This window comes from Anaerofustis sp. LCP19S3_F7 (assembly GCF_052119445.1).
Classification (GTDB): domain Bacteria; phylum Bacillota; class Clostridia; order Eubacteriales; family Anaerofustaceae; genus Anaerofustis; species Anaerofustis butyriciformans.
In genome coordinates, this window is sequence record NZ_JBQKFF010000001.1 from 636,084 (window position 1) to 649,198 (window position 13,115).

Genomic DNA, 13,115 nt, shown 5'->3' on the forward strand with positions numbered 1-13,115 from the left:
TCCTGATAAAAGTATTTATTTTTCCTTTATATTTTCATCTAAAAAAACAGCTTTGATTAAGTTGTCTATCATCATTTCGGTATGTTTTAAAATATTGTCATAGTCTACTTCTACGATTTTATCTTTATGTTTGTCAAATCTTTCTGCTCCAATTGGAAGAACACCACAACAGAACACTATTGCATCTGCTTCATCAATTTCTTTTTGGGTCAATTCATCTTCAGGACCTAATTGTCCTTGAAGTTCTATGTGTACATCTATTCCATATTTTTTTTCTTCTCTTTTCATTGCTTCTGCTGCCATATATGTATGAGCGATTCCCATAGGGCAAGAGCTTATTCCTACTACTTTCATTTGTTTCCTCCTAAATTTGTTTATATCTTTTTTCGAATTCTTGCATAATAATATTTTTATCTTTTTCTGTTTTAAGTTTTTCTAAAAAATCTTCATCTAAAAACAGTCTTGTAATGTTTGCTAACATACTTATGTATTCTTTTTGTTCCGTTGATTTTGGTATTGCAAGCATTAATGCAATTTGAGCCATTTCTTCTTTGTTATTGTCATATAAAAAGGGTTTAAATCTACAAAATGCTATTGATGCTCTTTGCACTGTTTCAGATTTTCCATGAGGTATGGCAAGTCCGTTTCCCATGTATGTTGAGCCTGTTTTTTCTCTTTCATAAAGAGCTTCGATAAAAGATGTTTTATCTTTTATTTTTTCTGCCTTTAAAAACATATCGGACATAGTGCTAAAAAGATTATCTTTATTTGATATTTCTTTGTCACTTATATCTATTGTTTCAAGGCATAAAATTTCATTTATATCTTTTTTCATGTCACACTCCTTTATAGTTTTTTTCGAAAAATTTTAATGTATTTATGAAATCATTGTATGTTGTACATTTTATTAATTTCTTTAATGTTTCTTCATCATTTATAAGATCCATAAGCTCCGATAAAGCTTTAAAATGTTTGTTAGATTTTGTTGCTACAAGTGAGATTACAAGTTTTACAGGATCGTATTCTTTATTTCCGAAAGCAACAGGTTCTTTTAATGTAATGAAGGTCATAGAAGTTTTGTTTACACTACCTTCTGATTTCGCATGAGGAAGGGCTATTGAATCGGAAATTACTATGTTTGAACCTAAAATTTCTTTTGCCTTTAACATTAACTGGCCATAATTTTGATTTACACAACCGCTTTTATACATCATTTCTCCGCTTAGTAATATTGCTTCTTTATAATCTTTTACTTCTGCATTTAGTTTTACATGTTCTTTTGTTGCAAATTCACTTAATAAATACTGATTATTATTTGTAATTTTTTCTTCTTTTATAAAATATTTTTGAATTTGCATTTCAAGTTCTTTGTGGTTTTCTATAATGCAATTCTTTGATATAATTTCCATTAAATCATCAACTACAAAACTGTAATTATCTTTATTTTTTATACTTAATTTGCTTATGAACTTTTTAATGTTAAAAATATCTTTTTCGTTAAGAAGGGGAGAAACATATATAATTGAATTGTTATTTCCTATTGGTAACTGTGTTGTTGAAATTATTAGGTCTATTCCTTCTTTATTTGTATTTCTGTATTCTTCCACCGAGCATGTGTTTTCAACCAATATGTTCGGGAATTCGTTTATAAGTCTCATTTTTAGCATATTACTTGTTCCGATTCCACTTGAACAGACAATGATGGCTCTGAATATATTAAAATTTTTTTTCTTTTTTTGTTTTTCTATAGAAGCTGCAATATGTATTGTTAAAAAACTTATTTCGTCATCACTTAATTTTTTATTAAGTTTTTTCTCTATTGCACTTCCTCCAATTTTACAAGCTTTAAAAATTTCTGCATAATTCTTCTTTATATCGTTACATAAAGGATTTTGTACTTTTATGTTAAAAAGAAGTCTATGTATTGTTGAACTTATATGCATTAAAACATTTTGGAATAAAGTATCATCGGTGATTAAATCAATGCATAAAAACTCTTGTACTGTTTCAATAAAATTTCTTACTATTTCTCGATCATTGAATATTGCCGAGTTTATATCACTTGAAAGATATCTTCTATTTTGAGACATCATATAATGTAAAATATATGTCATTTCAGTGTTGTTTAATTTTATATCTTTTGACATATTTAATAATTTTACATTTTGAATTATCCACTTATGCATATCATGGTCTTTGTTTAAAGAGCAGCTTTATGTTTTTTGTCTTCTAGCGAGAAACCTTCACTTATACGTTTTATTGTTATTAGCAGATACAAAAATATTTTTATAAAAGAATCTTCAATGAATTTAATCAAAAAATCATTTTCGTATTTTTTTATAAAATTATTTATCATTGTTACATTTACGTTTTTTGTAACGTAGCTGATATAGTTATTCATCGGTAAGTTTAATTTAAAAAAATCACTTCCGTAGAAATTGTTATATATCTTTTGATAATTTGCCTGTTTTAACTCTTTTTCTATGTATTCCAAAGACACATTTCTGAATGTAAGTTCATCATATTCGAGTTTGATTCCGACTCTTGTTTTCTTTATTACTTTTATATTTCTATCAACAAGCCACTTTTCGCTTAGTGCGAAATCTTTTACTATAGTTGTTTTACTTGTTTTTGTCTTACTCATTAAATAGTCATAAGTAATTTCTTTTTTTGAGGTTAAAAGTTCATTTATAATAATGCTTTCTCTTTCTTCTTTTGTGTAATAATCATCGTTGTTACTTAAATTTTTTATTATCTTGTATAATTCTTTGTCGGACGTGTTTTTATTTACTATCAATACCCCTTTTTTTCTGTCTCTTTTAAATTGTATAGAAGAATTTTGTAAAGACTCTTCTATTGTTTTTTTAATCTTTCCTAATTGATCTTGTGGATACTTTGTATTTTTGTGCAAGTTCGTCAATTGTAGTAAAGCTTTGTTTTTGAATTAAATACTTAAGTATTGCAGTTTCTCTTTTCATAATGCTTCTCCATATTATTGAATTTAAGCCATTATTGTGTGAAATTAAGAATAAATATATTTATCTTTAATAAAATTAAATCACAAAAAAAATAATAGGTAAATTGTTATAAATTTCAATTAAAAGTGAAAAAAACGAATTAATTGTAAGATTGTTAAAAATATTGTTAAAATACATATTTTTATGGCAAATCCTATTAATTGATTATTTTATTTCATTTTAAAATGAAATTTTATTGTATATATTTTTTTATAAAATAATTTTAACATGAGGTTTTTATATTTTTATTGGAAATATTTGCCTATGATTTATTGAAAAAAAATAAGTTGAAAATATAGTGAACAATCAAAAAAACGACGACATTTGCCGTCGTTAAAGCTTTTTATGGGATTTTAGTAGAATTGAAATTATTAAATATTTTAAGATATATAAACTTATATTGTTGTGCTAAGATTATTGTTTAATATATATCGGGGCTGTATTATGTATTGTTCAATAATAAAAAAATCGATTGAAATCAATCGACTTTATTTTTTTATGGCGGGGGTAGCAGGACTCGAACCCGCGAATAATAGAGCCAGAATCTATTGCCTTACCAACTTGGCGATACCCCTATATTTATAAAATATGATATACCAACAAAATATATTTATCAAGTAGAAAATAAAAACAAATATAAAATAAAAAAATCGAATGATTGCTCATTCGATTAATTATCTGCTTGGCAGGGGTAGCAGGACTCGAACCTACGATCACGGAGTCAAAGTCCGTTGCCTTACCGACTTGGCTATACCCCTGTGTTCTGGGGTGAAAGATGGGATTCGAACCCACGGCCTCTGGAGCCACAATCCAGCGCTCTAACCAGCTGAGCTACAATCACCATCAAACATCAAAGTTTATTTTTGTTTTTATGGCGCGCCTGAAGGGATTCGAACCCCTGACACACGGCTTAGAAGGCCGTTGCTCTATCCTGCTGAGCTACAGGCGCATATTTTAAATTAATGGAGCGGGTGAAGGGAATCGAACCCTCGCGACTGGCTTGGAAGGCCAGGGCTCTACCACTGAGCTACACCCGCATCTCACAAATGCTTAAATAGTATACCCCATAATTTTAATCTTGTCAACACGTTTTTAAAAAAAATATTTAATATTTTTAAATATTTCTTTTTTATTAAATTATACACGAATATGAAAGAGTGTTTTTGCCTATTATAAAAGGGTTTTATTCATTAATAAATATATGTGGTGCAAATTTAATTTTATTTATTATAAATTGTGATATAATAAAATAAATTAGGGATTTAAGGAGAATATTTATGGAAATAAATACAAAGCATTTATTTGAAAACTATAATATGTATGACGGTAAAGAAGTTACCGTTGACGGATGGGTTAGAACAATTCGTTCTTCAAATCAATTTGGGTTTATGGAAATAAACGACGGAACCAATTTTAAAAATGTACAGGTTGTTATTGAAAAAGATAAAATAGAAAACTATGATGAGGTAACAAAATTCCATGCTTGCAGCGGTGTTAAGGTTGTGGGGATATTAAATGTTACTCCTGATATGAAACAGGATTTTGAAATAAAAGCAACTAGTGTTACTCTTCTTGCAGATAGTGATAACTCTTATCCTCTTCAAAAGAAAAGACATACTTTTGAATATATGAGAGAGATTGCTCATTTAAGACCAAGAGGAAACAGCTTTAATGCAGTCTTTAGGCTTCGTTCATTACTTGCATATGCAATACATGAATTTTTCCAAACAAGAGACTTCGTTTATGTTAATACTCCTTTAATTACTGCAAGTGACTGTGAAGGTGCCGGTGAAATGTTCCAAGTTACTACACTTGATATGAAAAATCCACCTTTAAATGATGAAAATAATATTGATTATACAAAAGACTTCTTTTCTGCTGAAACATATTTGACAGTATCAGGACAATTGCAAGCAGAAGCTTATGCTATGGCATTTAAAAATGTATATACTTTTGGTCCTACTTTTAGAGCTGAAAATTCAAATACTCCTCGTCATGCTGCGGAATTTTGGATGGTAGAACCTGAAATTGCTTTTGCTGATTTAAATGATGATATGAATTTGGCAGAAGATATGATGAAATATGTTATAAGTTATGCACTTGATAAAGCAAAAAATGAAATTGAATTTTTCAATAAATTTATAGATAAAGGACTTGTTGAAAGACTTGAAGGTATAGTTAATTCAACATTTAAAAGAATTACTTATACTGAAGCTATTGAAATTTTGAAAAATGCAAAAGAAAAATTCGAGTACCCTGTTGAGTGGGGACTTGATCTTCAAACAGAACATGAAAGATATTTGACAGAAAAGCATTTTAAAGCTCCTGTTTTTGTTACAAATTATCCAAAAGAAATAAAAGCTTTCTATATGAGAATGAATGATGATAATAAAACAGTTGCTGCTGTAGACTTATTAGTTCCGGGCGTTGGTGAAATTATCGGAGGAAGTCAAAGAGAAGAAAGACTTGATATTTTGGAAAACAGAATGGATGAACTTGGAATGAATAAGGAAAGTATGCAGTGGTATTTAGACCTTAGAAGATATGGCGGAGTAAAACACGCAGGCTTTGGACTTGGTTTTGAAAGACTTGTTATGTATCTTTCAGGAATGAAAAACATAAGAGACGTTATTCCTTTCCCAAGAACAGTAAATAATGCAAAATTTTAAGATAGGGGATAAATATGTATAAAATTTTAGCGCTGGATATAGATGGAACATTATTCAACGACAAAAAACAAGTAACACCAAAGACCGTAGATGCGATAAAAAAATGCAAAGATTTAGGTGTGTATGTTGTTTTGTCAAGTGGAAGATATTATAAAGGTGTACTTCCTATTGCTGAAAGTCTTGAACTTGATAATTGTTATCATGTTGCGGATAATGGTATAAGTTATTTTAATACAAAAGGAGAAGTAAACTTTATAAAAGTTTTTGATAAAGAAGATTACAAACGTCTTGTAGAACACTTGAGAAAAACATGTAAATCTTTTGTGGTTACAAATGAAATGGGAATGTGGTATGAAACTGAAGATAAAAGCTGCGTTACTACAATGCGTCCAAATAATGGAGATGCTCATTTTATCAAGTTAAAAGATATTTTAGATGTTCCAAATCCATTTAAAATTTGTGCATATTATGAAACCGAAGAAGATGTAAATAGAATATTATCAAAGGAATATGAAACAATAACGGGATGTGTTTCTTACAGAGTGTTGATAGATTTTTATCCTAAAGGGATAGATAAATTTGTTACATTAATGGAAGTTGCCGATAAATTAAATGTAAAAGAAGAAGAAATTATCGCAGTGGGAGATAGTGACAATGATCTTCCTTTAATTGAAAATGCTGCGCTTGGTGTAAGTGTTGCAAACGGCAGTAAAAAACTAAAAGAAGCAAGTGATGTTGTTTTGGATCTTGATAATAATAACGATCCCGTATGTTATGTTATAGAAAATATAATAGAGAGAACGTTGTATACGGGAATGTTTTAAAAGGAGCGTAATGCTCCTTTTTTATTATACTTAAATTAAACTTATATAAGCGTGTATTAATTCTTTTATATAAATAGAACTAAGTTTGAATGAGTAATTAAATATTTGATTTTGAATAATGCTAATAATTGAAATGATATTATTATATATAAAATTTATGGAAAAGATATTATAAAATATTTTGAATATAAAAGTTTCGATGTTGTTTGAAAGATGAAAGAATGGTGCTATAATATCTGTTAAAATATAAGAACAAACGTGGAGGTGGCTATGTATAAAGGTGGACTTGTTCTTGAAGGCGGCGGTATGAGAGGTGTCTATACTGCAGGTGTTTTGGATTTTTTTATTGATAAAGATATATATTTTGAAAATACTTATGGAGTTTCTGCAGGGATTTGTCATGCTTGTTCCTATCTTGCAAAACAAAGAGACAGAGCTTACAGAGTAAATGTTGATTATCTTGATGATAAAAGGTATGCGAGTTTTTATAGTCTTGTTACAACAGGGGATTATTTTGGGGTAAAAATGGTATATGAAGATATTCCAAACAAATTATATCCTTTTGATAAAAAGACTTTTGAAGAATATGAAGGAAATTTATATTCTGTTGTTACAAATATGAAGACCGGGGAGGCTGAATATATAAAACTTAAAGATATGGATAAAGATATTATTTATGTAAGAGCTTCCAGTTCTCTTCCTTTACTTTCAAGGATTGTTAAGGTTGATGGGAAAGAATATCTTGATGGAGGGATAGCAGATTCTATTCCTATTGAGAAAGCAATAAAAGATGGAAATGAAAAAAATGTTGTTGTGCTTACTCAGCCTAATGGATATAGAAAAGAAAAAAATAAGCTTTTGCCTATAATGAAAATAAAATATAAAAAATATCCCAATTTTATAAATTCAATGGCAAACAGACATATTAATTATAATAATTCATTAGATAAAATTAAGGAAGAAGAGGAAAAGGGAAATGTTTTTGTTATAAGACCAAGCAAAAGTTTGGATATAACAAGACTTGAAAAAAATAAAGATAAACTTGAGGCATTGTATAATCTTGGTTATAATGATGCAAAAAAAGCTTATAATAAATTATTAAACTTTATATCTGATTAAAAAGAACCTTCATGGTTCTTTTTTTATTAATTTTTCTTAATAACTATTAAAAAAATTTAATAACATCTTAAACTAGGCTTCAAGATTTTATTCTTTTAAAAATTTATAATGATATTACAGAATTACTACATACTTTGCAAAGTTTTATATTATTTTTAGAAGGTGGAATTTATGAAAAAAGATGTTTTAGTTGTTTTTGGAGGAGCTTCATTTGAGTATAAAGTTTCTTTAGAAAGTGCTTACTATGTTATTAAGTCAATCAATAAAGATAAATATAATATTCATTTACTTGGAATAAAGAAAAATGGAAATTGTTATTTGTATGAAGGTGATGTGAATCTAATAAAAGATGATAGATGGTTTGATGATGAAACTTGTTATAAAGTTTTTCTTCCTATGGCTAAGGATGCAAATGGGATTAATTATATAAAAGGAGATAAGGTTTATTTTAAACATATAGACGTTGTTTTTCCCGTTCTTCACGGAAAGAACGGAGAAGATGGAACAATACAAGGTCTTTTAGAATTTACAGGTATTCCTTTTGTTGGGTGCGGTGTGTTGTCTTCTTCATTATGTATGGATAAATATAGAGCTCATAAGCTAGTTGAAGCTTTTGGGTGTAAAGTTCCAAGTAGTATATTGATAGATGATATTAAGGATAGAGATAAAATTTTAAATTTTATTGATGATGTAGGCTTTCCTGTGTTTATAAAACCTTTAAAATCAGGATCGTCTTTTGGTATTACTAAAGTAATAAGTGAAGAAAGATTATATAAAGCATTAAAGGAAGCTTTTCGTTATGATGATAAAGTTGTAATTGAAGAAAATATTGATGGGTTTGAAGTAGGGGTAGCTATTCTTGGTAATAAAAAAATTGTTACGGGTTTGATAGATGAAATAGAAACCGGAGGGAAGTTCTTTGATTATAACGAAAAATACACTCTGGAAAAATCAATAATTCACTTACCTGCAAGAATAAATAATGAACTTGAAAAAGAAGTTTTAGCTTTAGCAGAAAAAATATATAAAATTTTAGACTGCAAAGATTTTGCAAGAGTTGATATGTTTATAGATAAAAATAACAACATATATTTTAATGAAATAAATACCATTCCCGGATTTACCCTTCATAGCAGATATCCAAATATGTTAAAAGGTGTAGGTATAAATTTTGATGCAATTGTAAATACACTTATTGAAATGGGTGGCGGTGATGAAACTATTTATTAATAATGATATGGTTTATGACGGTGAGCTAGTTTTAGTAAATAGAAACTACCCTTTAAAAAGTGAACCTTTAAAGTCTGGTATGAAAAATATAGATTTTGAAAATGGTATTTATATAAAAAGTAAAATGGCATTTATGCTTAAAGAACTTCTTTTTGATATTGGTGTTAAAGATGAATTTGTATACGTAAGCGGTTTTAGAACTTTAATTGAACAAGAAAATATTTATGAAAGTTCTATAAAAGAAAATGGTGTTAATTTTACAAATAAATATGTAGCTTATCCTATGTGTAGTGAACATCAAACAGGGCTTGCTATTGATATAGGTAAAAGATGTGAAGATGTTGATTTTATAAGACCTGATTTTCCAAGCAGCGGAATTTTTAAAATTTTTAAACAAAGAGCCGTTAAATATGGTTTTATAGAAAGGTATAAAAAGAATAAAGAAAAAACAACTGGAATATCTTATGAACCGTGGCATTTTAGATATGTTGGATATCCGCATTCTTTAATTATGGAAAAAGAAAATTTGTGTTTGGAAGAGTATATCGAATATGTTAAATCTTTTAAACATAAAGAAAAAAGTTTGTTTTATAGTGACATTAATAATTTGATAGAAATATTTTATGTTCCATTTGAAAAGGACGGATATATAGATATGCCCGATAATATTTCTTATACGATATCAGGTAACAATATTGACGGTTTTATTGTTACTGTTTGGAGAAGTTAAAATGGAAAAAAGAATAGGGTATGGCGGAATTGATATTTTTAAGTTAATTGCTGCGTTTATGGTTGTTGCAATACATATCGGTCCATTATCTTCTTTTAATGAAAGTCTTGATTTTTATATTACATATGTATTGTTTCGTGTTGCAGTACCGTTTTTTTTAATGGTATCAGGGTATTTTGTTCTTTATAAAGTGTTAACATATTCTAATAGTGTAAATATATTAATTGATTTTATAAAGAAAATTGTTGTTTTATATTTGCTTACAACATTATTATATATTCCAATAAATTTGTATGCTGATAGTTTTGAAGATATTAAAAGTATAGTCAGTATTTTAAAAATGTTTTTATTTGACGGGACATTTTATCATTTATGGTATATGCCATCTGTCATTATAGGAAGTATATTGATATTTATTTTAAGTAAAAAATTTAATTTAAAGCAGGTTTTTGTAATAACGTTGATTTTATATGTTATGGGACTTTTGGGAGATAGTTACTATGGAGTTATATATAATGTAAAATACATAAAGTGTTTTTATGATTTTCTTTTCAAATTTTTCGACTATACAAGAAACGGTATTTTTTATGCACCGATATTTTTAATGATAGGTGTTTTATTTAGAAGTAGAAAGAAGGTTTTAAAAAGAAGTGTAAATATTTATGGGCTGACTTTATCTATTATATTTCTTTTAATTGAAGGGATGATGCTTAGAAATTTAAATTTACAAAGGCATTCCAGTATGTATATTTTTCTTGTTCCTTTAGTTGTGTTTTTATTCTCTTTTATTTTGAGTTTTAATATAGAGAATAAAAAAACATTAAGAAGTTTGTCTATGTATGTTTATATAATTCATCCTTTTATAATTGTTTTATGCAGGTTCATATTAAAAAATATTGTATCATTAAATATTGTAATAAATAACTCGATGTTATTTTATATATTGGTTTGCATTTTTTCTTATTTATTTTCTGAAAGTATTAGGAAATTATTTTCTTATAGAGGGATAATAAATGGAAAATTATAAAAGAGCTTGGATGGAAATAAATCGAAATAATTTAATTTATAATGTAAACCAATTTAGAAAAATACTGGGAAGTAGTTGTAAATTGATGCCTGCAATAAAAGCCAATGCGTATGGTCATGGAGATGTTGAAGTTGCAAGTATTTTAAATGAGGCGGGTGTATATGATTTTTGTGTAGCGAGTTTGGATGAAGGTATAAGACTCCGTAAAAGTGGTATAGTCGGGAATATATTGATTCTTGGGTATACAGATGTAAGTTTTGCATATCTTATTAAATTATATGATTTAACTCAGACTGTTATTAATTATGAATATGCTTTAATGCTTAATAACAGTAAAATAGATATTAGGGTTCATATTGCAGTGGATACAGGTATGCATAGGCTTGGAGAGAGTTTTTCTTCTGTTAATATTGTTTTAGATATACTACGTTTAAAACATTTAATTGTTGAAGGTGTGTTTAGTCATTTATGTGTAAGTGATAGTTTAAGTAAGAATGATATTATGTTTACAAAACTTCAGATAAAGAGATTTGAAAAAGTTAGAAAAATTTTAATAAAAAGAGGATATAAGGATTTAAAATATCATATTCAAGGAAGTTATGGAGTTTTGAATTACCCAAATTTAAAATATGATTATGCAAGAATAGGTATTGCTCTTTATGGTATTTACAGTAAAAGTGAAGATAAAGTTTTGTGTGATATTAATCTTAAATATGTTATGACGTTGAAGTCCAGAGTAGAGCTTGTTAGAGATATTGGTGTTAGTGAAAGGCTTGGGTATGGACTTGATTTTAAAGCAGATAAAAAAATGAAAATAGCAGTTATTTGTATAGGGTATGCAGATGGTATTCCAAGAAACCTTTCAAATAAAGGGTATGTTTTGATATGTGGCAGAAAAGCAAAAATAGTTGGGCGAATTTGTATGGATCAGCTTTTTGTTGATGTAAGTAATATAAATGAGGTTAAGATTGGAGATGAGGTTGTTTTAATAGGTGAAAATCTAAGTGCAATGGATATGGCAGATGTGGGAGGTACAATTTCAAATGAAATTGTAAGTCGTTTGTCGAAAAGAGTATCAAGAGTGATTATATAATGTATTTTATATGTTTTATTTTTTAATTTATTTCTAAATTTCGTTTTATATGTATAAAAAATAAAGTATTAGTGCTATAATGTTATGAAAAATGAAAAATAAATTAAAGAGGTAATATTGTAATGAGTGAATGTTCACATGATTGTTCAAATTGCAGTGCAAATTGTTCATCAAGAAAACAAAGCAGAGAGGATTTTCTTGTAAAACCTCATAAAAAAAGTAATATAAAAAAAGTAATAGGAGTTGTAAGCGGTAAAGGCGGTGTTGGTAAGTCTTTAGTTACATCTTTACTTGCATCAAACATGAAAAAGGCTGGATACAATGTAGGGATACTTGATGCTGATATTACAGGACCTTCAATTCCTAAAATATTTGGTGTAAGCGGTAGTGTTTATGCAACAAAAGAGGGTGCATACCCTAAGAAGAGCGAAGGCGGAGTTGACATTATGTCAATAAATCTTCTTTTGGAAGATGATACAAAACCTGTTGTTTGGAGAGGACCTGTTATTGCAGGGGCTGTTGGTCAATTTTGGACTGATATAATTTGGGAAGATGTTGACTATATGTTTGTTGATATGCCTCCTGGAACAGGTGATGTTCCTTTAACTGTTTTTCAAACAATTCCTGTTGATGGAATTATGATTGTTACATCTCCTCAAGAGCTTGTTTCTATGATTGTTGAAAAAGCTGTTAATATGGCGGAAATTATGAATATCAATGTTCTTGGACTTGTTGAAAATATGAGTTACATTGAATGTCCAAACTGTCATGAAAAAATAAGTGTATTTGGCGAAAGTCATGTTGATGAAGTAGCTAAAAAATACGGGTTAGAAGTTCTTGCAAATATTCCAATTGATCCTGAAATTGCTAAAAAATGCGATGAAGGTAAAATTGAACAGCTTGATAAACAATATGTTGATAAAGCAGTTGAAAAATTAAAAAATCTGTAAAGGGTGTATAAAATGATAAAACATATAGTTTGCTTTAAATTAAAAGATAATAGTGAAAAGGCATGCGGAATGGCTAAAGAAACTCTTATGTCTATGAAAGATCATGTATCATTAATAAAAGATATAAATGTAGGAATAGACTTTCTTCATTCTGAAAGATCTTATGATTTGATACTAGAGGTTTTATTAGAATCAAAAGAAGCTTTAGATGAATATCAAAAAGATCCATATCATTGTGATGTTGTAAAAAGCTATATGCACAAGGTGAGAGAAACTAGTGTGGCAGTAGATTATGTCATTGAATAAGATTTTATAAAGAAAAAAAGAAAAATTTGCAAAAAACAGTTGACAATAAGGAAATAAAGTGATAATATAACAAAGCTGTTTCAAGCGGGGAGCTGGATAAGTATACGAGAAGAAGTCAATGAAAAAAAATGGCAAAAAAAGTTAAAAAAG

At 28.1% G+C, this 13,115-nt stretch carries 14 protein-coding genes and 4 tRNA genes; 9 read left to right on the forward strand and 9 right to left on the reverse strand.

Annotation, left to right across the window (positions count from 1 at the left end; all coding sequences use genetic code 11):
* Positions 1 to 15 precede the first annotated feature (15 nt).
* From ACTQYZ_RS03310 to ACTQYZ_RS03350, 9 genes are all read right to left on the reverse strand, one after another.
* A complete protein-coding gene (locus tag ACTQYZ_RS03310; RefSeq protein WP_441416014.1) occupies positions 16 to 354 on the reverse strand; it encodes a PTS fructose transporter subunit IIB in 339 nt (112 codons plus the stop codon).
* 10 nt (positions 355 to 364) lie between these two features.
* Positions 365 to 835, reverse strand: a complete 471-nt coding sequence (locus tag ACTQYZ_RS03315) for a PTS sugar transporter subunit IIA (protein ID WP_441020598.1) — start codon at positions 833 to 835, stop codon at positions 365 to 367.
* Between the two features lies 1 nt (position 836).
* Entirely contained in the window at positions 837 to 2,147 is a 1,311-nt protein-coding gene (locus ACTQYZ_RS03320) for a BglG family transcription antiterminator (protein WP_441020597.1), read from the reverse strand.
* A 53-nt stretch (positions 2,148 to 2,200) separates the two neighbouring features.
* Positions 2,201 to 2,797 (reverse strand): hypothetical protein, encoded by a 597-nt coding sequence (locus ACTQYZ_RS03325; protein ID WP_441416015.1) that lies wholly within the window; start codon positions 2,795 to 2,797, stop codon positions 2,201 to 2,203.
* Positions 2,798 to 2,864: 67 nt separating this feature from the next.
* The gene (locus ACTQYZ_RS03330; protein ID WP_441416016.1) at positions 2,865 to 2,978 is read right to left on the reverse strand and encodes an HTH domain-containing protein; all 114 of its coding nucleotides are present in this window, start codon (positions 2,976 to 2,978) and stop codon (positions 2,865 to 2,867) included.
* A gap of 722 nt (positions 2,979 to 3,700) precedes the next feature.
* A tRNA-Gln gene (locus ACTQYZ_RS03335) sits at positions 3,701 to 3,775 on the reverse strand.
* 6 nt (positions 3,776 to 3,781) lie between these two features.
* Positions 3,782 to 3,858, reverse strand: a tRNA-His gene (locus ACTQYZ_RS03340).
* Between the two features lie 31 nt (positions 3,859 to 3,889).
* A tRNA-Arg gene (locus tag ACTQYZ_RS03345) sits at positions 3,890 to 3,966 on the reverse strand.
* A 14-nt stretch (positions 3,967 to 3,980) separates the two neighbouring features.
* Positions 3,981 to 4,054: transfer RNA gene (locus ACTQYZ_RS03350), tRNA-Gly, on the reverse strand.
* Positions 4,055 to 4,294: 240 nt separating this feature from the next.
* Between ACTQYZ_RS03350 and asnS the strand changes: the two genes are divergently transcribed.
* The 9 genes from asnS to ACTQYZ_RS03395 all read left to right on the forward strand — a co-directional run bounded on the left by asnS (position 4,295) and on the right by ACTQYZ_RS03395 (position 12,965).
* On the forward strand, positions 4,295 to 5,686 hold the full coding sequence (gene asnS / locus ACTQYZ_RS03355; protein WP_441416017.1) for an asparagine--tRNA ligase: 1,392 nt from the start codon (positions 4,295 to 4,297) through the stop codon (positions 5,684 to 5,686).
* Positions 5,687 to 5,700: 14 nt separating this feature from the next.
* Entirely contained in the window at positions 5,701 to 6,510 is an 810-nt protein-coding gene (locus ACTQYZ_RS03360; protein WP_329383222.1) for a Cof-type HAD-IIB family hydrolase, read from the forward strand.
* Between the two features lie 270 nt (positions 6,511 to 6,780).
* Entirely contained in the window at positions 6,781 to 7,629 is an 849-nt protein-coding gene (locus tag ACTQYZ_RS03365) for a patatin-like phospholipase family protein (RefSeq protein ID WP_441020592.1), read from the forward strand.
* 171 nt (positions 7,630 to 7,800) lie between these two features.
* Complete coding sequence (gene vanG, locus ACTQYZ_RS03370) at positions 7,801 to 8,859, forward strand: D-alanine--D-serine ligase VanG (RefSeq protein WP_441416018.1); 1,059 nt, start codon at positions 7,801 to 7,803, stop codon at positions 8,857 to 8,859.
* Positions 8,843 to 9,589, forward strand: a complete 747-nt coding sequence (locus ACTQYZ_RS03375; RefSeq protein WP_441416019.1) for a D-alanyl-D-alanine carboxypeptidase family protein — start codon at positions 8,843 to 8,845, stop codon at positions 9,587 to 9,589. The genes vanG and ACTQYZ_RS03375 overlap by 17 nt, the downstream gene beginning before the upstream one ends.
* Before the next feature lies 1 nt (position 9,590).
* Positions 9,591 to 10,616 (forward strand): acyltransferase family protein, encoded by a 1,026-nt coding sequence (locus tag ACTQYZ_RS03380; RefSeq protein ID WP_441416020.1) that lies wholly within the window; start codon positions 9,591 to 9,593, stop codon positions 10,614 to 10,616.
* Complete coding sequence (vanT, locus tag ACTQYZ_RS03385; RefSeq protein ID WP_441020588.1) at positions 10,603 to 11,709, forward strand: serine racemase VanT catalytic subunit; 1,107 nt, start codon at positions 10,603 to 10,605, stop codon at positions 11,707 to 11,709. The genes ACTQYZ_RS03380 and vanT overlap by 14 nt, the downstream gene beginning before the upstream one ends.
* A 122-nt stretch (positions 11,710 to 11,831) precedes the next feature.
* Positions 11,832 to 12,659, forward strand: a complete 828-nt coding sequence (locus ACTQYZ_RS03390; RefSeq protein WP_441020587.1) for a P-loop NTPase — start codon at positions 11,832 to 11,834, stop codon at positions 12,657 to 12,659.
* A 12-nt stretch (positions 12,660 to 12,671) separates the two neighbouring features.
* A complete protein-coding gene (locus ACTQYZ_RS03395; protein WP_441020586.1) occupies positions 12,672 to 12,965 on the forward strand; it encodes a Dabb family protein in 294 nt (97 codons plus the stop codon).
* Positions 12,966 to 13,115: the final 150 nt, after the last annotated feature.